The sequence below is a fragment of the Rhodococcus sp. NPDC057529 genome, from assembly GCF_042802055.1.
Taxonomy (GTDB): domain Bacteria; phylum Actinomycetota; class Actinomycetes; order Mycobacteriales; family Mycobacteriaceae; genus Rhodococcus_F.
In genome coordinates this window covers 151,594-175,080 of record NZ_JBHVEY010000018.1, presented here as the reverse complement: position 1 = coordinate 175,080, position 23,487 = coordinate 151,594, and the positions used below count along the sequence as shown (strand labels likewise).

Sequence of the window (23,487 nt, the reverse complement as noted above, 5' to 3'; positions counted from 1 at the left end):
AAGACCCCAAACCCTTCGTCTGGCGCAAGACCGCGGAGGAGATCCTCGACTCCCTCACCAAATATATGGCGAAGATTTCCGGACCGGCACACTAGGTGGAGGTCACTCGCCATGACGTACAACGTCGAATTCGACCTCGTGTAGTGACAGTGTCAAATCCGCTGGCGAATAGCGGGCGCAACGATGGTCAGCGAGGCGCTCGACAGCCTGAATGACTTATGCCATACGTGAGGGGTGGGCCTCATGGCGTTGGTGAAGGGGGTCGAGCCACACCGGCACCGCAATGCGCTGAGCGTGGCGACGAGAGGTGCTGCGGCGCGAGGGCTATCGGTGCCGCGAGTGGCGGATACCAGGGCAGCCCGACGGCGAGGCCCGCCGACGCCCAGGCCGACCACGTCGACCACGTCGACCACGTCGACAACGTGCCCGACGGGGGCGTCGAGTACGACGTCGCCAACGGCCAGACACTCCGCGTGCCGCATCACCGGGCGAAGACGGGGCGGGAAGCCGTTGCAGGCGTGCCGGACGTCGCCGGCGACCCCCTGAAAGCACCCCGGCGACCCCACTCGTGCCCCGAGGAGGAAACATCTCTGAACTGCGGTTATGCACCGGGTGCGCACCCTCCCCCCGGGTCCGGCGCCAACGGAGGGCATAGAGCCGCGCAATCTGTGTGAAAGATCGCAGGTTAGCGACTTGGGCTATTTCACACGTCAATCGACCCAGAGCGTCGCCGCGGGGTGCAATTGCGCTGGATCAGCGAGCACTGGTGGTTGGCCCTCGAACCGCACCCAACGCACACCAGCGGCATCGGTGAATGCAACAAAGGTTGTGGAGATTGCTTCGTCGATGTCTTCCGCGTTCCACGAGCGCGACCACGTCCATGTCTCTCCCGGTTTAAGCGCGGACACCTGCGGATACAGGTGCACGGGCAGTCCCGTAGGAAACTCGGGTGAAGGATCCATTCGATTTGCGACGCTCGTCTCTATTTCGCATGTGAGGTCGAAAATCGTCGATGTACTGAAATTCTGCACCTCGAAGACGGCCCTAGTGGTTTCGTCCGGCATTTCTGGGACGCGAGATTTCAACTGGACCAGGCGGGCTTGATCGGCTCGACGCTCAGTGTCCTCCCGTCGCCTCCGACTTTCCTCACGGGCAAAACGACGGCTGTCACGGATCGCAACAAAGAGCGCGACACCCACTCCGACCGTGGTGAAGACGGCGCCAAGTGGCGCCACGACAGCGGCGACGAGTTGCAGCTTGGCAGGAACGGGACTGGTAGCGCCCGGGTCCGTCGGTTGGATGGCGAGAATGACGAGAGTGGCGACTACGGCGAGACCAAACAGCAGTAGGGGCACTACCCAGAGCGCCCAAACATATTTCTTCACGGTTGCATCATGCCGGGCAGACGCGCAGGTCACACAACTCAACAGCGAAACGGAGGTGGTCGGCACGGGCGTAGCGGGGCGGAAGCCGAAGCCCGAAGGGCGGCGGATCAATCGGCGTGCCCTCAAACACGACTGGACTGACGTGCCCGATGTCCTGCTCGAGGGCGCGCCGAAGCTGCCCCTCGAAGCGACTTCAGGGGAAGAGCTGGCCGACCATCACGCGCAGGTGGTGAAAAGCCGCCTCGACGATGCCGCACTGCCTCCTCTGGATGGATTCGGATTGGCAGTTTATGAGGGATACCGCGCTGATCGCCGCGGAGTACCACGACGCCGACGTGAAGGCATCGACCAAGCTGCGCTCGCGCGAGAGGCTGCTCGGCACGACGATAGACTTCCGCCGAGACCTGCGGCTGCGCTACGTCGCCCGCAGGCATTCGCCGACGCGACGGCGAAGCCCGGACTCGCGTCGCCCGCATGGACGATTACCGCGATGTCCTCGGCTGCTGACACGATCGAGCCGCCGAAGACTGAACTGCTGCCGGGTTATTCGATCGACGAGAGCTCGGGCGCGTGGCGAACGATTTCCGTGGCCGGGTGATACGTGCCGTGGAATCGTCCCGACCGGCTCGCCGAGCTCCCGAGGTCTCGCTCGGCCCGAGCTGATCCGCTTCGCTGAGAAGTGGTTCGTCAACCCGACGACGGGCGCACCGTGGCGCTACACCCGCGGCCAGAAGGTGTTTCTGATGCTCGCCTTCGCCGCCTTCGCGCCTTCGCGCCTTCGCCGTTGACGCCGTCGACGCCGTCGACGCGGTGACGGGCTGCTGGCGGAACCGCTCGGCGATCAAACGGGGCTCGAAGGGCACCGGCAAAGATCCGTTCGGCGGCTCGATCTGCAACCTCGAGCTTTGCGATCCGACGCAGATCGGTCGAGACAAGCACGGCCGCATCATCGGCATCAGGCACCGGCTGCCGCTCGTGCAGATCGCGGAGAACTCGGAAGCGAAGGCGAAGGATGTATTGCGCGTCGCGAACGCGATGCTGCCGCAGTTGACCCTCGATGAGTTCGGCTTCCACTGCGGCGACACGAGAACGACGCTCGCGCAGGTCGGCCGAAACGAGCTGCTGACGGCCTCGCAGAAGAGGCCGAGGGCGACCCTGCGACTCACATCATGCTCAACGCGTCGAATCACATGACCAAAACCAACGGCGGCCACGACGTCGTCGCAGCCGCTCGACGCAACGTCGGCTAGTCGCCGGCCGAGCAGTAGGCGCGCGTCTTCGAGTACACCAACGCGCAAGGCTCAGGCATGGACTCGGTTGCCAAGCAGGGCGTTCGATGCCTGGCAGGAACAGCAGCACCCGAACGCGAAGCGGCGAGACATCCGCTATGACTCGATCGAGGCAGCGCCCGACACCGACCTACTCGACGACGAGTCGCGCCGGGCCGGTCTTGCCGCGGCCTACATGGATGCACCGCGGTCCGACCTCGACCGACTCGAAGACGATATCCTCAACCGCCGCACGACGGTCGCCGACGCGATACGCTTCTTTTTGAACGGACTCGCGGCCGACGCTTGGGTCAACCCTCGCAAGCGCGACACCTTGGACGCGGCGACCTGGCGCTCGATCGGGCGATCAGGTCGCTCTTTTTCTCGACTGCTCGAAGCCCGACGACGCGACGGGGCTCGTCGCGGCGCGTCTGTCCGACGGCTTTGCGTTGACGCTCGGCATGTGGAAGAGCTGAAGAGCCGGGACGTGAAACAGATGGGTGCCGCGCGACGAAGTCGACGGCGTGGTGCGGCAGACGTTCGATCTGTACCGCGTCGAGTGGGTTCGGCGCAGACCCGTCGCCGGCGAAGGATGGTGAAGACGAAGCGCTGTACTCGGCCTACCCTATCGACGGCCGGCACCGCGATTTCGCAAAGCGGCTGAAGCTCTGGGACATACCGGGGCAGCAGGGGCTCTCGGTCAAGTTCGACGTGCGGTTGCCGCATCGCGCGGCGGCCTGATTCGTAACCACGGGGTCTCCGAGTCTGGAACGGCTAGATTTTCGCCGCAGTTGCGTCATCCAGGGTGTTCGCGCGTGCGTCTGCCAGCGCCTCGACGTCTGTCTGAGCGCGATTACGCCTTCCAGATAGGTACTTGCCCATGTCCATCGTTAATGGAGTTTCCTCGGCTGCTTGCCAGAGGTATTCGGCAAACCGAGGTTCGCTCCCACTTTTCGTTATGCGGAAGGGGAGAGAGCCGAATGAGTCTCCGTCCTTCCGGTAGACGAATGCGTCGCGATCTCTCAGAATCGCTCGTACTTCTTCCAGTAGACCACTGTCACTCGGGGTGTCGTAAACCCTCTGTGCTTCGTAATCCGTCAGGTGAACGAAGAGGCCGTACTGCTCGGGAAAGTCCTCGTGGAAGATCCATAGGAGGCGAGCCCCACCGGTGATTTTGGATAGCGTGGCGGTGGGCATACCATCCCAGTGCTGCAGGATTGTAGGCATTTGGTGGACACGCTCCCCGACCCAATAGGGCACGTTAGCTGCCATCCCAACCGATCCTCTCAAGCTCCAATTCACTCAGTCTGACACGCTCCGACGCGGTCCACCAGGTGTGATGAATCGCCTCGAAGGTGAGGGCGTCTTGCTGGACTGGACACTTAGTCTGCAATTCCCCCATGTCGCCGTACACACTGACGTGCTCGGGAAGGTAGCGGGTAGGTGTCCGCATCGTGTAGTAGTGACTTGTCAAAAGGTCACCTGCCCGAAAGTATCGCACGGCGTCGCGGCGTCGAACCCTTTCGGGGGCGGTCATTCTACGGACACGTTTGCCGGCCAATTGGACAGAATGCTTTCCCTCAAGCATAGAGATATCTACCTCGACCCAAGGGTCGCGCGTGATTGATCGCCACTTCGGTTCGTCCGCGAAGTGAAAGGTGCCGTCTGCACGGTGCTTGCCCAGATGGGTCAGTGTCTCGTCAGCGGGTACCACGTCCATGTGCCTCACCTGCGGCGAATCCCAGCGCGTCAATCTCGATACCTTTCGTCTACCTGTAAGTCGGGATGCGGAGCGGCATCGTTACAATCCCATCGGCTTGTATTGTGCGTCCTTGGGCGGCCGGGCGTGCCCACGTTTGGTCCACAGGTGGGCGGTAAATCGCGGCAAGTGCGGGTAAGAGTTTGGCAGGTTTGGGCCAGGTCGAACAGCATGCGGACGCTCTACGTGTGCCGGGAAGATGTTGCGAGTCCGACTGGGGGCATCACCGTGCGGGCTCGCGTCGTCGGCGGGTCAGGACGTCCGCACGAGTTCCGCGCGCATCTGGGTGAACAGGAACAACCCCGGGCGTCGGGAGATCAGCTCGTACTCGCGGGCGACGTCGTCCATGAACTCGGGGACGGCTGCGTCGTCGAGGTGCGTGGTCCAGTCGGTGGACCCGACGGTGCACCACCGCGTGAATTCAGGTCGGGAACCGAAGTCCCATTCGACGTCGCGGACGACGAGGTCGGTGGTGTCGAGTCCTGCTGCTTTCGCGAGGTCGCGGAACTTGTCCGGTTCGACGTGGATGAACGGCGCCGTGAAGTCGGTGAAGAACTCCGCCCACCGTGGGCGCGCCGAGATGGCCATCATCACGTCCTCGACGCTGGTCCGTGGGCTAGCGCACACCATCTGGACGATCACACGGCCACCTAACACGACGCTGCGGGCGATCGCGGTCAACGCCACCTGCAGGTCGGGGACCCAGTGCAGCGCGTTGAACGACACCGCGACGTCGAACTCGCCGTCGAACGGGAGGTCGCGTACGTCGCCGATATGGAACTCGGCGCGGGCGCCGTCCGGCACAGCCCTGGACTCGGCCTTCGCGATCATTCGCGGGGAAGCGTCCACCCCGACGACCGACCCGTGGGGGAGTCGCTCGGCGATCTGGAGCGTGACGAATCCGTCGCCGCACCCCACGTCCAGCAGACGTTCGGTGCCGGCGAGGGTGAGCTCCGCGATCGACTGCTCCGCGACGGCGCGCTGCAGTGCGCCGACATCGGCGTAGCCTTCGCCGTCCCAATCGACCACGACGGCGTCCGGTTCTCTCAGGCTCCCTGGTGGTGCGGGCTGGAGTGCGCGCCGCCCCCGGACCGCGCGATGGACGCGCGGACGCGGGCCGTGGCCTGCCAGATCTGGGTGCTGTCGTGCACACTGATACACGGTATGCCCTGTTCACGGGCATTCTTGATCGCCTGCGCGTCCTGAGGGGAGCCGATGCCGTCGAGGACGTCCTCGGTGACGATCGCGCAGAGCGCGGGGCCGTCCAGCTTCCGGACGGGCTCGAGTCCGTGGACGACCATCCACTGCTTGACCATCGCCCAGTGCGACACCTCTTTGTACCGGGTGGGGTTTCCGATGAAGAGAACCCGACGGGAGCGGCGGGCGCGAGCGATATCGATGTGCGTGACGGTAGCCATGGCGGAGGGTTCCTGTCCGTTGCGGGATTCCGTACTGTCAATCCCCGCTCGCACCGGTTTTGTTACGCGTCGGTTCAGGAAGTTCGCCGATCCCGCATACGTGAGTGCGAAAGAGTGCCCGAACACGCTTTGCCGCTCACGTGCGCGGGGGCCGTCAGCTGCCGAACGGGCTGCCCGACGAGCCGCCGCCGCCCGGCCCGGACGTGTCGGTGACGGTGACCTCGACGGGGTCCTCGGTGCCGTTGGTCAGCGGCGGGGCGGTGCCCCACTGCTCGAAAGACGGAATGCTCGAGCAGGACCATTGCACCGTGTACGTGCCGGGATCGACGGTGGCCCTCAGTTCGCCGTCGCCCCCGCCCATCACGGTCGTCGGGCCTACGAAGACGGTGGGCGTGGTTTCGCCCTCCGTGAGGATGTTCAGCACGCACACCACCGCCCCGGGGACGGCGTATTCGACATCCATGACCACCGCGTTCCCTTCCACGGCGATATCCACGGCGAGGTCTTCGGGTGCTGCGTACGCCGTGGGTGCGGCGAGTAGACCCATGCCTGTGACTGCGGCGGCAATTCCTGCGGTTCGTGCGATCGTGACCTTCATCGGTGCATCCTTCCGGACTTCTCGGTTGCCGGTTTCGATACGAGCGAGGAGTCACCCGGGAGTATCGCACCTCCAACCCCGATCCGCTGGGACGCGAAAGGTGGAACACTGCTGGTCTGGGAGTTCTCAGCGTGTCGATCCGGCACCCGGTGCATCGAAGGAGACGGCGAAGTGCTCGGACGGAAGAACTACACGCCGGATGAGATCGACCACGCCGAGGCGTCCGTCGCGGGACAACTCGCCGCGTACACGTCGCTGACGGGAGCGATCGCGGGCGAGGTCACAGGCAAGAAGGTCTTCGCCGCGCTGGAGGATTTCGAGCCCCTGTTCTTCGGCAACATGGTCCTCGCGCTGGACCGCTACTTCGTCCACCGGGTGCGGGCGGTGACGGGCAAGGACTCGAACCCGCTCAACGAGGTCGAGATCCTCGCCGACTCGTTGATGGACAACGGCGGGGTCTTGCGCGGTATCAGCGTCCTGAAGTATGTCCCCGACCAGTCCGTCCTGAAGCTCGAGATCGGCGACCCGATCCGGGTGAGCGCCGACGACTTCGCCCGGCTGTCGGCAGCGTTCTTCGCGGAGCTGCGGTCGCGGTTCCTGGCATGAGCGTCTGGTTCACGTCCGACCTGCACCTTCGTCACGCGCGGCTGGTGGAGATCCGTGGCTTTGACGCGGAGATCGACGCGCACGACGAATCCATCCTCGACGGTCTGGGCACCGCCGTCGGGAGCGGCGACCAACTGTGGATACTCGGCGACGTCACCGTCGGCGGCAAAGCCGCCGAGGACTGGGCGCTCCGCGCACTGCACGAATTCTCGCGGAAACGGAACGTCGAGCTGCATCTGATCCCCGGCAATCACGACTCGTGCCATCCGATGGCGAACCGCAACAGCCGCATCCGGCAGCGGGCCTTCCTGGACACGTTCGCGTCGGTGCAGCTGTTCGCACGACGGACGGTCGCGGGCCGGACGGTGCTGCTGTCGCATTTCCCGTACACCGGCGACCACACCGAGGAGGACCGGGGCGTGAAATACCGCCTGCAGGACGGGGGAGACTGGTTGCTGCACGGACACACTCACCAATCCGCGGTGCTGGACGCCGCCGTTCATCCGCGGCAGATCCACGTCGGCTGGGACAGTTGGCGCAGACCCGTCCACGTCGACGAGGTCGCGGAGATCATCGAATCCGACGCGCCGTCTCCGTGAGCGGTGTGGCTTCGGCGCGATAGGCGCGGGGCGTCGATCCGTGGGTGGCCTTGAACAGCCGGGAGAAGTGGGCGGCGTCGGCGAAACCCCAGCGGGCACCGATGACCGAGACGGGCAGCTCGCGGTATCGGGGGTCGGCGAGATCCCGTCGGCACTGGTCGAGCCGGCGGCGCCGAATCCATCCGCTCACCGTGTCGCCCTCGGCCTCGAACATCTTCTGCAGGTGGCGCACCGAGATGTGGTGGGCGGCGGCAATCGACTGTAGATTCAGCTCGCGGTCGGCGAGCCGCTCGTCGATGAACGCGGTGACCCGGGCCTGCAGTTCGTCCCCGCGCGACCGCGGAATCAGCCCGTCGGCGAGGTGGAGTTGCTCCGCGAACGCCGCGGCGACGAGGTCGAGGACGGCGTCGCCGAGGTGCAGCGCGACGGTGGGGGAGGCGTCGGCGATCTGCTCGCCGAGTCCGCGCAACAGGGGCGTGACGACGGCGCCGAGCCCCTGCCTGCCCGACATCCGGCGCGCGGTGAGTTGCGCGATGCCGTCGGGCGGGACCCGCAGGAGGTTACGGGGGAACATCACGACCAGCATCCGGAACCGGTCGTCGAACGACAGTTGGTACGGGCGGGTCGTGTCGTAGATCGCGAAGTCGCCCGGCGTGAGCGCAGCTTCCCGGCCGTCCTGGGCGAGGACGCAGCAGCCGCCCACCTGCAGTCCGAGTTTGAAGTAGTCCGGGTTGGCGGCGCGGATCGTCCGCGGCGTGCGCCGAATGACGTGCGGGGCGGCCGTGACCTCGCTGATCCGGACCGCCCCGACCGTCGCGCCGCGCACCACGCCGCGGAAGTCGTCGTGGTCCGCGGACGTCATCTCGAGGGGGACGAACGCGTCGCTCACCGACTCGCGGAACTCGTCGAACGACACGAGAAGCCGCTCCCCGGGACGGATGGGACTGCTCACGGCCATCACCTGCTCGACACGGCTAGCTGCGTTTGACGGCTTCGCGGGCGGCGGTGCCCGACGCCATCTTCTCCAGCAACCCGATCAGGACGACCCGTTCCGACGGTGTCAGCGTCTCGGTCCACGTCTGCTCACGCTTGTTGTGCGCCGAGTACGTGCTGACGATGGCCTCGCGCCCGGCGTCCGTCAGCTCGAGATCGACCGCGCGACGGTCGCCGGCCGACGGTCGCCGGGTCACGAGCCCGTCGCGCTCGAGCGTGTTCACCAGGGCCGACACCGCAGACCTGCTCATCCCGGACAGCGACGCCACCCGCTTGGCCTCGCACGGTCCGGCGAGCCACAACACGAACAGCACCCGGAACCCGGGCCAGCTCCACCCGCTCGGCCGGTGGACCGTCGCCTCGAGGTCGTAGACGAGGGCGCTCGTCACCCGGTGCAGCGCGAGAACCAGCCGCATCGACACCGGATCGACCTCCGGCAACTCGTCCACGGTCTTGCCCACCGCGAAGTCCATGAAGGACAGGAAGTCCAAATCGCTCTGGTCGGTCGTCTCCTCGGGCATGCGTTCAGACTAGCGCCGAAACAGACATGGTCAAAGCCTTGATCAACCTCCACCCGTGAGTACATATCAACGTCGGGCGGTTAATAAGTACTCACAGGCCGCGGGCGGCAGTACCCGCGTCGACGGGCAGGACGATGCCGCTGATGTGCGCGCTGCCCTCGGCGGCGAGGAACAGCACGACGCGGGTGATCTCGGCGACGTCCAGCCACGGCACAGGCTGGGCGTGCAGGCCGGCGAACACCGGTTCCACATCCTCCGCGGCGGGTGCCTCCAGATCGGGACGCATCATCCGGTAGAGGGCGTCGTTGTGGATCATCGGAGTCGAGATGTTGCCCGGTGCAATCGCATTCACGGTGATCCCGTGCGGGGCGAGGTCGAGCGCCGCGCTCTTGGTGAGGCCGATGACGCCCCACTTCGACGCCCCGTACGCGGCCATGTTGGTGCTGCCTGCGCGGCCCAGCATCGACGAGATGGTGACGATCCGGCCGTATCCCCGCCGGATCATGCCGGGCGCGACCGCTCCGACCGTGTTGAAGACGCCGGTGAGGTTGGAACCGATCGCCTCCGACCACTGTTCCTGCGTGAGCGACTGCACCGGGGCGGCCACGGAGACACCGGCATTCGCGACCGCGATATCGATCCGCCCGAACTCGGACTCCGCCTCCGCGACGAGTGCGTCCATCGCGGCCCGGTCGGCGGTGTCCGCCTTGGCGGTGAGGCACCCGCGGCCGGTGGCGCGCACCAGTTCGGCGGTCTCGTCGAGGTCGGCGGCGGTGGCCAGGGGGTAGTTCACCGCCGGGCTGTCCTCGCAGCGGTCGCACAGCACGATGTCTGCCCCGCGTTCCGCCAGTGCCACCGCGTGGCTGCGTCCCTGGCCGCGGGCGCCGCCGGTGATCAGGGCGACTCGGCCCTGGAATTCGTTCATCGTCTTCTCTCCTGTCCGGGCGGATCAGCGCAGCTTGATGCTTCCGCCGTCCGCCATCAGTGTCTGGCCGGTCATGTATCGGGAATCGTCGGACGCGAGGAACACGGCGACGGGTGCGATGTCGGTCTCGGGGTCGCCGATGCGCTGCAGCGGAACCTTCGCGACGGAGGCGGCGGCGCGGTCGGGGAATTGTTCCTGCCAGGCGAGGACGCCCTCGGTCGCGGCGAACGGGCAGATCACGTTCACCCGGATCTGATCGGCCGCCCATTCGTTGGCCGCCACCCGGCTCACCCCGCGAATCGCTTCCTTCGCGGCGGCGTACGACGTCTGGGTGGGCATGCCGTCGAGCCCGGACCCCGACGCGAAGTTGATCACCGAACCCTTCGCCGCCTTCAACTGCTCGTAGCAGGCCTGCATGAGGTGCACCACCGGATAGAACCCGGTCTGGAACGAGAGGTCGAACATCTCCTGGGTGTGGTCGATCAGCAGCGCCTGCCGCGACGCGTGGGCGTTGTTGACCAGTACGTCCACGGATCCGAACGCCGCGACGGCGGCGTCCCGGATCTGCTCGGCGGACTCGCGCCGGGAGATGTCGGCGTTCAGAAAACGGGCGGCCGCTCCCAGTTCCTGCTCGAGTTCCCGGCCGCGTTGTTCGTCGATGTCGACGAACAGGACGTTCGCGCCCTCGCGGACGAACACCGTCGTCACGGCCCGTCCGATGCCGCCGGCGCCGCCGGTCACGATCGCCGTCTTACTGTGCAGCCTCATCGCGTGCTCCTCCTGCGATCGCGGCTCAGGCACCGGCGAGGTCGCCGGTCGCCAGCGCGACCTTCTCCAGTTCGGCGACGCTGAACGCCGCGTAGTTCTCGTACGGTCCGCGACCGGCGAAATACGGTGTGAGGAGGCCGTCGAGCTCCTCGGGTGAGAACGCGGAACCCGCGGCGTCGAAGCGGTTCTCGACCTTCGGCGCCTCCATGAGCGCGACCATCTTGCCGTAGACGACGAACACCTGCCCGGTGATCGCGTCGGCGGCGGGGGAGGCCAGGTAGTGGACGAGGGTGGCGACCCGTTCGGGGGACAGGGGGTCGAGGCCCGTGTCGCCCGGGTTCTCGCCGAACGCGCCGGCGGTCATGGCCGTCCTGGCGCGCGGGCAGATCGCGTTGGCCCGAATCCCGTAGCGGGACAGGCCCTGCGCGGTCGACAGTGTGAGGGCGGTGATGCCGGCCTTCGCGGCCGAGTAGTTGGGCTGTCCCGCGGACCCGAACAGGAACGCCTCCGACGACGTGTTGACGACCCGCCCGTACACCGGGCCGCCGGCGGTCTTGCTCGCCTCGCGCCAGTGCACGGCCGCGGCGCGCGACGTGGCGGCGTGCCCCTTCAGGTGGACGCGGATGACGTCGTCCCAGTCGGATTCGGAGAGGTTGAAAATCATCTTGTCGCGCAGGATTCCGGCGTTGTTGACGAGGATGTCCATCGATCCGAACGCGCGGACGGCCTCGTCGACGAGGTGCGCGCCGAGCGCCCAGTCGGAGACGTCACCGGTGACGGCGACGGCCCGGCCGCCGGCCGCGGTGATCTGCGAGGCGACCTCGTGTGCGGCGTCGCCCATGTCGTTGACGACGACCGCGGCTCCGGCGGCGGCGAGTGCGAGGGCTTCGGCCCGGCCGAGGCCTGCGCCGGCGCCGGTGACGACGGCGGTGCGTCCGGTGAGGCTGAGTGATTCCGTCATGGGAACTCCTGATCCGCGAAGAGAAAATTAGATTTCATTCTAGTTGTATCGCATTAACCACTGATCAGTCACTAGATGGTCGCAATATCATGCAGGAATGTTTTCTACTATTCGTGCCGCTTCGCGTCACCGGGCACCGGCTGCGGGCAGGTCTCGGTGAGTGGGAACTGTGGTCGACGTCACTGTGCGCCATGTCAGGTTTGGCGTGCTGATCCACTCGAATCCCCCGGAGCCACATATGCATAACATGCCCCTGTCCCCAGGTGAGGCGGAGCGCGCACCGCTCTCACGCGGGAAGTCGTTCGCCCTCCTGGCCCTGATCATCCTTCTGGTCGAGGTCATCCCGCTCGCCTACAACTTCGTCACCCCGGCGCTGCCGGAGATCGCGAAACACTTCGGCACCGCGAACGTCGGCTGGGTGATCACGATCGTCACGCTCGTGCTCGCCGCCTCGACTCCGCTCGTCGGCAAACTCGGCGACATCTACGGCAAGAAGCGGATGATGCTCGTGTCGGCTGCGGTATTCGGCGCCGGATCACTCCTCGGAGCGCTGGCCCCCAACTTCGAACTGTTCCTCGTGGGCCGCGGCCTCCAGGGCGCGGGCATGGCGATCCTCGTGCTCGCCTACGGGCTGATCCGCGACATCCTGCCACCGTCGATCATTCCGGTGGCGGTGGGATTCGTCGCCACGGGAATGGGTGCCAGCACCATCCTCGGACCGATCATCGGCGGCTACCTCATCGACCACTTCGGCTACACCGGCGTGTTCTGGGCGCAACTTCTCCACGTCGCGGTCGTCGGTATCGCGGTCGCGATCTTCGTGCCCGAGACCGCCCTGCGCACGCGGTCGAAGCTGGACGTGCTCGGCGCGGCCATCCTCGGACTCGGCGCGTTCGTGCTGCTGTTCGGCATCGGCAAGGCAACCGCATGGGGATACACGGCACCGCAGACGCTGCTGTGCGTCGGCGGCGGGATCGCCGTTCTCGCCGGCTGGCTGCTCTACGAACGCAGGCCGAAGGAACCGCTCGTCGACCTGCAGATGCTCAGGCACGGCCCCGTCGCGAAGACGCTGGCCGCCAGCGGTTTCGTCCAGTTCGTCCTGGTCAGCCATTCGATGCTCATCCCGATGTTCGTGATGACCGATCCCGACCTCGGTCTCGGCTACGGATTCGGCGTCACCGCCCTCGCCGTCGCGATCTACACCGTTCCGACGGGTGTCGTGTCGATGATCGCGGGCCCGGTGGGCGGCTACTTCACCCGGCGCATCGGCCCGGCGCCGGTTCTGGTGTTCGGCGGCGCGTCCCTCGCGCTCGGGTCGTTCCTGCTCGCCACCCTGCACGACTCGACGGTCCAGATGATGTTCGGACAGTTGGTGATCGGTCTGGGTCTCGGTTCCGCGTCGGCGACGCTGCCGAACCTCATCATGCGCACCGTCCCCGCGCAGACGCAGGGGATCGCAGGCGGGATGCTGAACCTGTCCGGTTCGCTGGGCAGCGCGATCGGCAGTCAGGTGATGATCGCGATCGTCGCGATCCCCGGTGTCGTGCTGGTGGGCCGCGCCGCGCAGTACTCGGAGAAGGGGTTCGTGTACGCCTTCTCCACGCTCGCCGTCGCCGGACTGCTGGCCGCGCTGATGGGACTTCTCCTCACCCGCAACAAGATCGAGCGTCCGGTCGACACGGCGGTACCCACGTCGGAGATGGTCGCCTGACAATTCCAAGCGCAGACGATACGAGGCCCGCAGCATCTGCGGGCCTCGTTTCGGTGCAGCTGACGCCGAACTCAGGCGCGCACACCGGCCGCCAGCAGGGTGCGCGCCTCCTCGCGGCCGTCGAGCAGCCGATTGACGCGGCGGGTCACCTTCCACTCGCCGTCGATCTTGGCGAGCTCCCACCGGTTTGCGGTGATCCGGTGGACCCGGAACCCGGCGTCGTCGTGAACGATCAACTGCGACTTGCACGTGGCCACCGCGGTGTCGCCGTCGACGCGCACGTGCCCGGGCTCCAGCATGTGCGCGCAGCCCCCGCCGATCCAGCTCTGATGTGCCTGCGACTGCACCATCGCCGTGATGGCCGCGTGCCCGCGCATCACCCCGGTGTCGACGTCGTACACGCCGTCCTCGGTCCACAGCCGCGCGACGGCGTCGGCCGAGCCGCTGTCGATGGCGGGACCGTAGGCGGTCATCAGCTCGAGGATGGCGAGCTTGTCCTCGAGGGCGGTGACGCGTTCGGCGAGTGTGCGGACGAGTTCTTCGGTGCCGGTCATGGGCGGATCCTGTCTTCGGTCGTGGTGCGGAAGGTGAGGCCGAGTTCGTCGCCCAGCTGCCGGAGGGCGTCCAGTTGCTCGCAGTAGTGAGCTGCACTCGTGGACGCGAGGGTGGCGCTGACGACGGTGGTGCCGGCGTCGCGTCGGCGTTCGAGGGCGCGGGCCACGGTGTCGCGGGAGCCGATCGGGTCGAGCGGCGCGCCGGCACTGAGGACCACCTCGAAGCCGTCGGGGAGATCGAACTCGGCGAGCAGCGCACACAACTCGTCGAGCGACAGACCGAACGGCACCCATCCGTCGCCGAGTGTCACCGCGCGGCGCAGCGATCGCCGGGTCCGGCCTCCGATCCACAGCGGGACCCGCGGCTGGACGGCGTGCGGTTCGACGACGACGCCGTCGAAGTCGAAGAACGTGCCGTGGTACTCGGGCCTCGGTTTCGACAGGGACGCCCGGAGCGCCGCGAGGGCGTCGTCGGCGCGGGCGCCGCGGTCGTCGAAGTGGGCGCCGAGCAGGTCGAATTCCTCGCGCAGGCTGCCCACGCCCAGCCCCAGCACGAGCCGGCCGCCGCTGACGACGTCGAGCGTGCCGTAGCGTTTCGCGATCTCGAGCGGGTGGTGATAACCGAGCACCAGGACCTGGGTGGCCAGGCGGATGCCGGTGGTCTGTGCGGCGAGGAACCCGAGGGTCGCGAGCGGGTCCCAGTAGGTGCCGCCGCGCTCGACCGCGACGTCGGTGGGGACGGCGACGTGCTCGCTGCACGTGAGGTGGTGGTAGCCGAGGCGGTCGGCCGTGCGGGCGATCGCGGTCAACTCCGCGATGCCGGCGCCGAGTTCCCAGTCCGCGCGGACGGCGGGGTGCGCGATGACGATGGGCGGGGCGATTCCTATGTGCATCAGTTGGTTACTCCGCTGTCGGGGTTCGGTCTGTCGTCACCGTTGTAGTGGAGGCACCCGCGGGGTGCGCGGACATTCCCGGTGACCGGACGCGGCGGTTGTCCGATTCCTTCCCCGCGGCGGGCGCGGCTGGTACATTTTAAGAATTCATTTCAGTTTTTGTCGGACGTATGCGTGTGACCAGGATATTTGGAGGCGTCGATGACTGTCGTCGATTCGGATGATGCACTGTCGGTACCCGCTGCGAAGAAGGATCTACCGCCGTCGATGGTCGAGCGGATGACGCTGATCCTCGACGCGTTCGACGGCCGCACGTCGCGCCTGACCCTCGAGGAGGTGGCGTGCCGCACCCGGCTGCCACGGTCCACGGTTCACCGCATCCTCGACCAACTGGTTCGCCTCGACTGGGTCGACCACGCCAGCTTCGGCTACTGCCTCGGGCGGCGGGCGATGGGACTCGGCGGCGGCGACAACGGACACGGTCAGGTTCGGGCCGCGGCCGCGCCGCTGCTGCACGAACTGCACATGCAGACCGGAATGGTCGTGCACCTGGCCGTGCTGGACGGCGCGGAGAGCGTGTACCTGGACAAGGTGGGCGGGCGGATGGCCGCGAGCCTACCGTCGCGGGTGGGTGGGCGCGTGCCCGCCTACACGACGGCGGGCGGCAAGGCGATGCTCGCGTGGGTCGACCCGGAACAGGTCGATGGCATGTACGGGCCGCGGCTCAGCCGGAGCACCGACCGCACGATCACCGAACTGTCCACACTGCACCAGGAACTCAACCGGATCCGGCAGCGCCGCGGTCTCGCCTTCGAGCGCGGGGAGGCGGTGCGCGGAATCGGATGCGTCGGTGTCGCGGTCCGCAGCGCCGACGGGCCGGTCGCCGGCATCTCGCTGTGCGGAGACGCGCGCACCGTCCAACTCGAGCGCGTCGCCCCGCTCGTCGTCGACGCCGCCCGGGAAGTCACCCGGACGCTGCACCCCGAACTGGGAACGCCCCGCCGCGGCCGCCGGACCCCGGAGATCCCGGACAGCTCGTGGTCGACCGAGACCCTCGACCAGCTGCTCGCGGTGCAGTCGGGGCAATGGCTGTAGCGCCCGTGCGTGCGTGACGAGTCCCTGGACTCTTTACGCACGCACGGGGCGCGGGGCGGCATCGAGGCCGAAACCGCCCCGGAAGAACACCATCGGCCGCTCCTCACACACCGATTCCAGTTCCCGGACACGTCCGATCACGACGTCGTGATCGCCGGCGGTGTGCACGGACTGCACGTCCGCGTGCACGCGCAGAAGGACCCCCGGCAGCGACGGCGTCGACCACCGCGACGGCTCCCACGCGAGCCCGTCGAACTTGGCGCCCCGGCTCGACCCGAACCGGGCGCAGAGGTCCGTCTGGTCCTCGTGCAGCACGTTGATCGTGAACCGCCCCGACCGCCGGATGCGCGGCCATGCCCGGCCGCGGTGATCGGCGCAGAACAGGATCAGCGGCGGCTCCAGAGACACCGACGCGAACGACTGGCATGTGAAACCCACCGGGCCCTCCGTGTCGAGTCCCGTCACGACCGTGACCCCGCTGGCGAATTGTCCTAGGGCTCGGCGCATCTCGTCCGGTGGCGGTGCGTCCGGGTGTGCCGCGGGCTTGCTTCCGGCCGGCTCGGTTGCCATCAGACCGCCTCCGATTGCTCTTGCGTCGCCGACCGATTCGGCGATCGACCCCGAGGCTAGGGACGCCCCGAACGGTCACGAGATTCCGTCTCGGTCAGTGGAAGTCCTCGCCCGGACGGTGCCGGGGCGGGGCGGTGTCTCGCTGACCGGGATCGCTCCTGTCCGAGCCGGGAACACGCTGGCAACGTGATCGAGCATGACGACTGACTCGAGTTACGAGGGCACCCTGAAGGAGCTGAAGACCGACCTCGGCGTGCTTCGCTACCACGAGGCCGGCGACGGCCCGCCACTTCTGCTGCTGCACGGCTCCGGCCCCGGCGTGACGGGATGGCGCAACTTCCGCGGCAACCTCGGCGTCTTCGCCGAGCACTTCCGCACCTTCGTCCTGGAGTTCCCGGGATTCGGGGTCAGCGACGACTTCGGCGGTCATCCGATGCTCACCGCGGGCGACGCGGTGCTCCGTTTCCTCGACGGGCTCGGACTCGACGAGGTGGCGATGCTCGGAAACTCGATGGGCGGCATCGTCGCCACCCAGTTCGCGATCGCACACCCCGACCGGGTTTCCAAGCTGATCACCATCGGCGGCGTCGGCAGGAACCTCTTCAGCCCCGGCCCCGGCGAGGGCATCAATCTCCTGATGGAGTTCACGGACGACCCCACCCGGGAACGACTGATCGCGTGGCTGCACTCGATGGTGTTCGACCCCGCGATGGTCACCGAGGAACTGATCGAGGAACGCTGGACGCAGGCCACCGACCCCGAGACCCTCGCCAGCGCCCGCAAGATGTACAGCAAGGCCGCGTTCGAGGCCGGCGCCAAGGCCGCACTCGAATCCGACGCCACCCCGTACTGGGCCCAGCTGCACAAGGTGACGGCGCCGACGCTGCTCACCTGGGGCCGCGACGACCGGGTCAGCCCGCTGGACATGGCGATCATCCCGATGCGGTCGATCCCGCGGGCGGAACTGCACGTGTTCCCGAACTGCGGGCACTGGGCGATGATCGAGCAGAAGACGGCGTTCGAGAGCGCCGTCCTCGCGTTCCTCCTCCGCAAGGACGGCAGCGGACGATGAGCGCCGCCGCAGAAACCTTCGACACCACGGTCGATTTCCTCGTCGTCGGCAGCGGTGGCGGCGGCATGGCCGCGGCGATCACCGCGGCCCACCGCGGGATCGACACCCTCGTCATCGACAAGGGTGCGACGTTCGGCGGATCCACCGCCATCTCCGGCGGCGGCATCTGGATACCCAACGCCCCGACACTGCGGGAGAAGGGTGTGATCGACTCGAGGGAGTCGATCCGCCGCTACCTCGACATCATCACCGAGGGCACCGTCGCCGCCGACCGGCTCGACGCGTTCGTCGACAAGGGGCCCGAGCTGATGGAACTCCTCGACCGCAGCCCGCACATGAAGCTGTACTGGGTGAAGGGCTACTCCGACTACCACCCGGAATACGAGGGCGGGCGGCCGCTCGGGCGCACCATCGAATGCATCCCGTTCGACACCCGGGCGCTGAAGGAGGACGAGCAGTTCCAGCGCCCCAACAGCATGAAGGGTCCGCTGGGCCTGTGGGTCACCTCGAAGGACTACCACGACCTCGCGATGGTCAAGCGTACGTGGAAGGGCCGCAAGGCGTCGCTGGTGGCGGCGTGGCGGGTGGCGTCCAACATGGTCCGCCGACGCCACATGGCGACCGGCGGACGCGCACTGGTGGCGCGGATGCGGATGATCCTCAAGGACGCCGGGGTGCCGCTGTGGCTGAAGACGTCGATGACGGAACTGATCGTCGACGGCACCGGCGCGGTCGTGGGTGTGCTCGCCGAGCGCGACGGACAGACGGTCCGGATCGGCGCCCGCCGCGGCGTGCTGCTCGCGACCGGCGGGTTCGACCACAACCAGGACATGCGGGCCAAGTACCTGCCCCGGCACGGCGTTCCGGACGTCAGCGCCGGCGCCCGTGAGAACACCGGCGACGGCATCGTCGCCGGCCAGAAGCTCGGCGCCGCAGTCGACCTCATGGACGACGCCTGGTGGATGCCGTCGGTGCTGCACCCGATGGGCGCTGTGATCCCGCTCGTCTCGGAGCGGTGCATTCCGCCGTCCGTCATCGTGAACGGCCGCGGCGAACGCTTCACCAACGAGTCGTCGCCGTACGTGAACTTCGTCCACGACCAACTCGACGGCGGCCACGTCCCGGCGTGGTTCGTCATGGACACCAAGGCGAAGTCGCGGTACCCGTTCGCGCAGGTGCTGCCGGGTGTGCCGTTCCCGCAGGGGTTCTACGACTCCGGAGTCGTGCACAAGGCCGACACGTTGCGTGACCTCGCGGAGAAGATCGGCGTCCGAGCCGACACCCTCGTCGCCACCGTCGACCGGTTCAACGGCTTCGCCCGCAGCGGCACCGACGAGGACTTCGGCCGCGGCGACAGCGCGTACGACCGGTACTACGGCGACCCGACGATGAAGAACCCGTGCCTCGACGAGATCACGCAGGGGCCGTTCTACGCGATCCGCTGCGAGGCAGGCGACCTGGGCACGAAGGGCGGACTCGTCACCGACGCCGACGCCCGGGTGCTCCGCGCGGACGGGACCGTCATCGACGGCCTGTACGCCACCGGCAACACGTCGGCATCGGTGATGGGCAACGAATACGCAGGCGCGGGCGCGACCATCGGTCCCGCCATGGTGTTCGGCTACATCGCCGCGCAGCACGTCGCCCACGTGAGTGGCAAAGAGTCCCGGAACACACGACAGCACTCACGTGCGGGAGAGGTGGCGTGATGCTGAGCGACGCGCAGCGACTGTCCGCCGCCCACCTCCTGCGGAACGCCGAACAGAACCGCGCCCCCATCGATCCGCTGACCACCGTGTTCCCGGGCATCGACGTCGTCGACGCCTACGAGATCGCGCTGCTCAACATCCGGGCACGGCTGGCGGCGGGGGAGACGGTGTACGGCCACAAAGTCGGACTGTCCTCCGAGGTCATGCAGAAGATGATGGGCGTCGACGAACCCGACTACGGACATCTGCTGTCGAGCATGGTGTACGCAGAGGGGACGCCGATCGACACCGCGCGGTTCTGCTACCCGCGCATCGAGGTGGAGATCGGGTACGTCCTCGGCGAAACACTGCCGGGCGAGGGGTGCACCGAGGCCGACGTGCTCGCGGCCACCGAATACATCGTTCCCAGTATCGAACTGATCGACTCCCGCATCACGGACTGGAAGATCGGGCTCGCCGACACCATCGCCGACAACGCGTCCTCGGCCGGAGTGATCCTCGGCGCCGGACGGGTGGAACCGGCGAACGTCGACATCGGAGCGATCTCCGCGGTGCTCTACCAGGGCGAGGACGAGATCGCGCGGGGCGAGGCGTCGGCGGTGCTCGGCAATCCCACGAAGGCCGTGGCCTGGCTGGCGCGGAAGGTCGCGAGCTTCGGAGTGCGGCTCGAGGCCGGGCACGTGATCCTGCCCGGCTCCTGCACCCGCGCGATCGACGCCCGCCCCGGCGACGTGTTCCGCGCCGACTTCAGTGACATCGGTTCCGTATCAGTAGAATTCAAGTAAGGCGACAATTGTGACCAAGGCTCTCGCCGCGATCGTCGGATCCGGCAACATCGGCACCGACCTGATGTACAAACTCCTCCGCTCGGAGATCATCGAGCCCCGCTGGATGATCGGCGTCGACCCCGACAGCGAGGGACTGAAGCGCGCCGCCGACCGGGGTGTGATCGCCAGCGCCGAGGGCGTCGACTGGCTGCTCGCCCAGGACGAGCGCCCCGACATCGTCTTCGAGGCCACCTCGGCCTACGTGCACCGGGCGAACGCGCCCCGCTACCGGGAACTCGGCATCCAGGCCGTCGACCTCACCCCCGCCGCGCTCGGACCCGCGGTCGTGCCCGCCGTGAACATGGGCGAGCACCGCACCGCTCCGAACGTCAACCTCATCACGTGCGGCGGCCAGGCGACCATCCCCATGGTCCATGCCGTCTCGCGGATCACCGACGTCGCGTACGCCGAGATCGTCGCCAGCGTGGCCTCGCCGTCCGCGGGCCCGGGTACCCGCGCGAACATCGACGAGTTCACGATCACCACGAGCCGCGGCATCGAGACGATCGGCGGGGCGAAGAAGGGCAAGGCGATCATCATCCTGAACCCGGCCGAACCGCCGATGTTCATGAAGGACACCGTGTTCTGCTCCATTCCCGCCGACGCCGACCGCGGCGCCATCACCGCGTCCATCCACGACGTCGCGGCATCCGTGCAGGCGTACGTCCCCGGATACCGTCTGCGCGCCGAACCGCAATTCGACGACCCGACGCCGATCAGTGGAGGACTGGCCCGCGTCGGCATCTTCCTCGAGGTCGAGGGCGCCGGGGACTTCCTGCCGCCATACTCCGGCAACCTCGACATCATGACCGCCGCCGCCACCAAGGTCGGCGAGAGCTTCGCGACGCAGATCCTCGGCGCAAGCGTCTGAGCGCGTCCGCCCCACATTCACTCTTCGAAGGACTACCGATGCCTTACAGTGCCGAACTCGACATCCGGGTGACGGACTCGTCGCTGCGCGACGGCTCCCACGCCAAGCGACACCAGTTCACCGTCGACCACGTCCGCTCGATCGTCGGGGCTCTCGACGCCGCCGGGGTCCCGGTCATCGAGGTCACGCACGGCGACGGACTCGGCGGTTCCTCGTTCAACTACGGCTTCAGCCACACCCCGGAACAGGAACTGATCAAGGCCGCGGTGGAGACGGCGGAACGGGCGAGGATCGCGTTCCTCATGCTCCCCGGACTGGGTGTCCAGTCCGACATCCGGGAGGCCGCGGACAACGGCGCGAGCATCTGCCGCATCGCCACGCACTGCACCGAAGCCGACATCTCCGTGCAACATTTCGGGCTCGCCCGCGAACTCGGGCTGGAGACGGTCGGGTTCCTGATGATGTCCCATAGCCAGCCGCCGGAGGTTCTCGCGCAGCAGGCGCGGATCATGGCGGATGCCGGCTGCCAGTGCGTGTACGTGGTGGACTCGGCCGGAGCGCTGATCCTGAACGCCGTCAGCGACCGTGTGTCCGCCTTGGTGACCGAACTCGGCGACGACGCGCAGGTCGGTTTCCACGGGCACGAGAACCTCGGCCTCGGTGTCGCCAACTCGGTGCTTGCCGTCGAGGCGGGCGCCTTGCAGATCGACGGCTCCACCCGGCGTTTCGGCGCCGGCGCGGGCAACACCCCGGTCGAGGCGTTCGCGGCAGTCGCCGAGAAGCTCGGAATCCGCACCGGCATCGACACTCTGAAGATCATCGACGCCGCCGAGGACGTCGTCCGGCCGATCATGGACGGCGACTGCCTGCTCGACCGGCTGTCGCTGACCATGGGCTACGCGGGCGTGTACTCCAGCTTCCTCAAGCACGCCGACTCCCACGCCCGCCGGTACGGCGTGTCCGGTGCGGAAATCCTCATCGAGGCCGGCAGGCGCAAGCTCGTCGGCGGTCAGGAAGACCAGCTGATCGAGATCGCCCTCGGACTCGCAGGCCGGAAGTCCGCGAGTTCCGCAGTCGCCGAGAAGAAGTCCGCCTAGGCGTTCCGCCGGGTACCGACACCAGAAAGCCGAGATCATCATGGGCCAGGTTCTTGACAGGATCGAACAGTACGCGGACGAGATCCGCGCGGAGGGCGTCGAGGGCGACAAGCTGATGCGCCTGTCGGACACGTCCGCGAAGAGGCTGCGCGACTCCGGGGTGATGCGGATGCTGCAGCCCAAGGAGTACGGCGGATACGAATCGCATCCGCGTGAATTCGCGGAGACCGCGATGGGCATCGGCGCCATCGACGGAGCCGCGGGCTGGGTCAGCGGCATCGTCGGCGTCCACCCGTGGGAGCTGGCGTTCTTCGACCGCACCGCGCAGGACGAGGTGTGGGGCGAGGACTCCGACATGTGGATGGCGTCGCCGTACGCCCCGATGGGGGTGGCCGTGCCCGTGGACGGCGGCTACGTCCTCAACGGACGGTGGTCGTTCTCCTCGGGCACCGACCACTGCGGGTGGGTCATGATCGGCGCCGCCGTCGGCGACCAGGACGGCAACCGGGTGATGCCCCCGAAGATCCTGCACGTGCTGCTGCCGCGCTCGGACTACGACATCGACCAGGACAGCTGGAACGTCGTCGGACTACGCGGCACCGGGTCCAAGGACCTGATCGTCAAGGACGCATTCATCCCGCAGCACCGGACGCTGCAGGCCGACAAGGTCTTCGACGGTTCCGCGCCGAAGGAGTTCGGCCGCACCCAGACGCTCTACAACTTCCCGTTCTCGTGCATCTTCCCGCTCGGCATCACGTCCTCGCTCATCGGCATCGCCGAGGGCGCGCTGGCCTGCCACCTCAACGCGCAACGCGAACGCGTCACCGTCTCCGGCACCCCGATCAAGGACGACCCCTACGTGCTGTTCGCGATCGGCGAGGCGGCCGCGGAGATCGCGGCGTCGCGGGCGGCGATCCTGGAGACGGTCGACCGGTTCTGGGACATGACCGAGAAGGGGCAGGACATCTCGTTCGAACTCCGCTCCATCGGTCGGCGCACCCAGACGGCCGCCGCCTGGCGGGCGGTGCGCGCCGTGGACGAGATCTTCGCGCGCTCCGGCGGCGGTGCGCTCCAACTGAAGACGCCCATGCAGCGTTTCTGGCGGGACGCCCACGCCGGCCTGTCCCACGCCATCCACGTGCCGGGATCGATCTTCCACTCGTCGGCCCTCACCCAGCTCGGTGGCGAACCCCAGGGCATCCACCGCTCCATGATCTAGGCGCTTCGCGCCCGTGAGTGGTTAAGGAGTCCAGGGACTCGTCAACCACGCACGGGCGGCGGAGCCGC

General features: G+C 67.4%; 26 protein-coding genes. 12 read left to right on the top strand and 14 right to left on the bottom strand.

What is annotated here, in order from left to right; all coding sequences use genetic code 11:
* Window positions 1-710: 710 nt before the first annotated feature.
* On the bottom strand, window positions 711-1,385 hold the full coding sequence (locus ACFU5V_RS30675; protein ID WP_378703602.1) for a hypothetical protein: 675 nt from the start codon (window positions 1,383-1,385) through the stop codon (window positions 711-713).
* A gap of 55 nt (window positions 1,386-1,440) precedes the next feature.
* On the opposite strand from ACFU5V_RS30675, the gene ACFU5V_RS30670 reads away from it, so the two are divergent.
* The gene (locus ACFU5V_RS30670; protein WP_378703598.1) at window positions 1,441-1,983 is read left to right on the top strand and encodes a hypothetical protein; all 543 of its coding nucleotides are present in this window, start codon (window positions 1,441-1,443) and stop codon (window positions 1,981-1,983) included.
* A gap of 89 nt (window positions 1,984-2,072) precedes the next feature.
* Here the strand turns inward: ACFU5V_RS30670 and ACFU5V_RS30665 are convergent, their stop codons facing one another.
* Window positions 2,073-2,459 (bottom strand): hypothetical protein, encoded by a 387-nt coding sequence (locus ACFU5V_RS30665; RefSeq protein WP_378703596.1) that lies wholly within the window; start codon window positions 2,457-2,459, stop codon window positions 2,073-2,075.
* A 243-nt stretch (window positions 2,460-2,702) separates the two neighbouring features.
* On the opposite strand from ACFU5V_RS30665, the gene ACFU5V_RS30660 reads away from it, so the two are divergent.
* Window positions 2,703-3,317 carry a hypothetical protein gene (locus ACFU5V_RS30660; RefSeq protein ID WP_378703594.1) on the top strand — a complete coding sequence of 205 codons (615 nt, stop codon included), beginning with the start codon at window positions 2,703-2,705 and terminating at the stop codon, window positions 3,315-3,317.
* A gap of 110 nt (window positions 3,318-3,427) precedes the next feature.
* Here the strand turns inward: ACFU5V_RS30660 and ACFU5V_RS30655 are convergent, their stop codons facing one another.
* The 4 genes from ACFU5V_RS30655 to ACFU5V_RS30640 all read right to left on the bottom strand — a co-directional run bounded on the left by ACFU5V_RS30655 (window position 3,428) and on the right by ACFU5V_RS30640 (window position 6,428).
* The gene (locus tag ACFU5V_RS30655) at window positions 3,428-3,925 is read right to left on the bottom strand and encodes a hypothetical protein (RefSeq protein WP_378703593.1); all 498 of its coding nucleotides are present in this window, start codon (window positions 3,923-3,925) and stop codon (window positions 3,428-3,430) included.
* A gap of 739 nt (window positions 3,926-4,664) precedes the next feature.
* Window positions 4,665-5,441, bottom strand: coding sequence for a class I SAM-dependent methyltransferase (locus ACFU5V_RS30650; RefSeq protein ID WP_378703592.1), 777 nt, complete (start codon window positions 5,439-5,441; stop codon window positions 4,665-4,667).
* Window positions 5,442-5,458: 17 nt separating this feature from the next.
* Complete coding sequence (locus ACFU5V_RS30645; protein WP_378433060.1) at window positions 5,459-5,830, bottom strand: hypothetical protein; 372 nt, start codon at window positions 5,828-5,830, stop codon at window positions 5,459-5,461.
* A 154-nt stretch (window positions 5,831-5,984) separates the two neighbouring features.
* Window positions 5,985-6,428: a hypothetical protein gene (locus tag ACFU5V_RS30640; protein WP_378703590.1), complete on the bottom strand. Its 444-nt coding sequence runs from the start codon at window positions 6,426-6,428 to the stop codon at window positions 5,985-5,987.
* 171 nt (window positions 6,429-6,599) lie between these two features.
* Here ACFU5V_RS30640 and ACFU5V_RS30635 point away from each other — a divergent pair, with 171 nt between their 5' ends.
* Together ACFU5V_RS30635 and ACFU5V_RS30630 are read left to right on the top strand one after the other, a co-directional pair.
* Window positions 6,600-7,034: a hypothetical protein gene (locus ACFU5V_RS30635; protein WP_378433058.1), complete on the top strand. Its 435-nt coding sequence runs from the start codon at window positions 6,600-6,602 to the stop codon at window positions 7,032-7,034.
* A complete protein-coding gene (locus tag ACFU5V_RS30630; RefSeq protein ID WP_378703588.1) occupies window positions 7,031-7,633 on the top strand; it encodes a metallophosphoesterase in 603 nt (200 codons plus the stop codon). Before ACFU5V_RS30635 ends, ACFU5V_RS30630 begins: the two co-directional genes overlap by 4 nt.
* On the opposite strand, the gene ACFU5V_RS30625 is transcribed toward ACFU5V_RS30630, so the two are convergent.
* The 5 genes from ACFU5V_RS30625 to ACFU5V_RS30605 form a co-directional block, all read right to left on the bottom strand.
* Window positions 7,605-8,591 carry a helix-turn-helix domain-containing protein gene (locus ACFU5V_RS30625; RefSeq protein ID WP_378703586.1) on the bottom strand — a complete coding sequence of 329 codons (987 nt, stop codon included), beginning with the start codon at window positions 8,589-8,591 and terminating at the stop codon, window positions 7,605-7,607. The two genes, ACFU5V_RS30630 and ACFU5V_RS30625, sit on opposite strands and share 29 nt — an antisense overlap.
* 16 nt (window positions 8,592-8,607) lie before the next feature.
* Window positions 8,608-9,147 carry a MarR family winged helix-turn-helix transcriptional regulator gene (locus tag ACFU5V_RS30620; RefSeq protein ID WP_276135706.1) on the bottom strand — a complete coding sequence of 180 codons (540 nt, stop codon included), beginning with the start codon at window positions 9,145-9,147 and terminating at the stop codon, window positions 8,608-8,610.
* Window positions 9,148-9,238: 91 nt separating this feature from the next.
* On the bottom strand, window positions 9,239-10,072 hold the full coding sequence (locus ACFU5V_RS30615) for a mycofactocin-coupled SDR family oxidoreductase (RefSeq protein ID WP_378703584.1): 834 nt from the start codon (window positions 10,070-10,072) through the stop codon (window positions 9,239-9,241).
* 24 nt (window positions 10,073-10,096) lie between these two features.
* On the bottom strand, window positions 10,097-10,840 hold the full coding sequence (locus tag ACFU5V_RS30610) for an SDR family NAD(P)-dependent oxidoreductase (protein ID WP_378703582.1): 744 nt from the start codon (window positions 10,838-10,840) through the stop codon (window positions 10,097-10,099).
* A gap of 25 nt (window positions 10,841-10,865) precedes the next feature.
* Complete coding sequence (locus tag ACFU5V_RS30605) at window positions 10,866-11,801, bottom strand: 3-oxoacyl-ACP reductase (RefSeq protein WP_378703581.1); 936 nt, start codon at window positions 11,799-11,801, stop codon at window positions 10,866-10,868.
* Between the two features lie 247 nt (window positions 11,802-12,048).
* On the opposite strand from ACFU5V_RS30605, the gene ACFU5V_RS30600 reads away from it, so the two are divergent.
* Window positions 12,049-13,512, top strand: coding sequence for an MFS transporter (locus ACFU5V_RS30600; protein ID WP_378703580.1), 1,464 nt, complete (start codon window positions 12,049-12,051; stop codon window positions 13,510-13,512).
* Window positions 13,513-13,583: 71 nt separating this feature from the next.
* On the opposite strand, the gene ACFU5V_RS30595 is transcribed toward ACFU5V_RS30600, so the two are convergent.
* Window positions 13,584-14,066, bottom strand: a complete 483-nt coding sequence (locus ACFU5V_RS30595; RefSeq protein WP_378703578.1) for a nuclear transport factor 2 family protein — start codon at window positions 14,064-14,066, stop codon at window positions 13,584-13,586.
* Window positions 14,063-14,959: a TIGR03619 family F420-dependent LLM class oxidoreductase gene (locus tag ACFU5V_RS30590; protein ID WP_378703577.1), complete on the bottom strand. Its 897-nt coding sequence runs from the start codon at window positions 14,957-14,959 to the stop codon at window positions 14,063-14,065. The genes ACFU5V_RS30595 and ACFU5V_RS30590 overlap by 4 nt, the downstream gene beginning before the upstream one ends.
* A gap of 201 nt (window positions 14,960-15,160) precedes the next feature.
* Here ACFU5V_RS30590 and ACFU5V_RS30585 point away from each other — a divergent pair, with 201 nt between their 5' ends.
* Entirely contained in the window at window positions 15,161-16,054 is an 894-nt protein-coding gene (locus tag ACFU5V_RS30585) for an IclR family transcriptional regulator (RefSeq protein WP_378433047.1), read from the top strand.
* Between the two features lie 33 nt (window positions 16,055-16,087).
* On the opposite strand, the gene ACFU5V_RS30580 is transcribed toward ACFU5V_RS30585, so the two are convergent.
* Window positions 16,088-16,624 carry a flavin reductase family protein gene (locus tag ACFU5V_RS30580; protein WP_378703576.1) on the bottom strand — a complete coding sequence of 179 codons (537 nt, stop codon included), beginning with the start codon at window positions 16,622-16,624 and terminating at the stop codon, window positions 16,088-16,090.
* 196 nt (window positions 16,625-16,820) lie between these two features.
* Here ACFU5V_RS30580 and ACFU5V_RS30575 point away from each other — a divergent pair, with 196 nt between their 5' ends.
* Genes ACFU5V_RS30575 through ACFU5V_RS30550 form a run of 6 tightly spaced genes read left to right on the top strand, consistent with a single transcriptional unit; the run spans window position 16,821 to window position 23,419 of the window.
* The gene (locus ACFU5V_RS30575; RefSeq protein WP_378703575.1) at window positions 16,821-17,696 is read left to right on the top strand and encodes an alpha/beta fold hydrolase; all 876 of its coding nucleotides are present in this window, start codon (window positions 16,821-16,823) and stop codon (window positions 17,694-17,696) included.
* Window positions 17,693-19,405 carry an FAD-binding protein gene (locus ACFU5V_RS30570; protein WP_378703573.1) on the top strand — a complete coding sequence of 571 codons (1,713 nt, stop codon included), beginning with the start codon at window positions 17,693-17,695 and terminating at the stop codon, window positions 19,403-19,405. The genes ACFU5V_RS30575 and ACFU5V_RS30570 overlap by 4 nt, the downstream gene beginning before the upstream one ends.
* Window positions 19,405-20,190 carry a 2-keto-4-pentenoate hydratase gene (locus tag ACFU5V_RS30565; protein WP_378703572.1) on the top strand — a complete coding sequence of 262 codons (786 nt, stop codon included), beginning with the start codon at window positions 19,405-19,407 and terminating at the stop codon, window positions 20,188-20,190. The genes ACFU5V_RS30570 and ACFU5V_RS30565 overlap by 1 nt, the downstream gene beginning before the upstream one ends.
* 7 nt (window positions 20,191-20,197) lie before the next feature.
* Window positions 20,198-21,103 carry an acetaldehyde dehydrogenase (acetylating) gene (locus ACFU5V_RS30560; protein ID WP_208613740.1) on the top strand — a complete coding sequence of 302 codons (906 nt, stop codon included), beginning with the start codon at window positions 20,198-20,200 and terminating at the stop codon, window positions 21,101-21,103.
* Between the two features lie 38 nt (window positions 21,104-21,141).
* Window positions 21,142-22,200 carry a 4-hydroxy-2-oxovalerate aldolase gene (gene dmpG / locus ACFU5V_RS30555; protein ID WP_378703570.1) on the top strand — a complete coding sequence of 353 codons (1,059 nt, stop codon included), beginning with the start codon at window positions 21,142-21,144 and terminating at the stop codon, window positions 22,198-22,200.
* A gap of 40 nt (window positions 22,201-22,240) precedes the next feature.
* Window positions 22,241-23,419 (top strand): acyl-CoA dehydrogenase family protein, encoded by a 1,179-nt coding sequence (locus ACFU5V_RS30550; RefSeq protein WP_378437814.1) that lies wholly within the window; start codon window positions 22,241-22,243, stop codon window positions 23,417-23,419.
* Window positions 23,420-23,487: the final 68 nt, after the last annotated feature.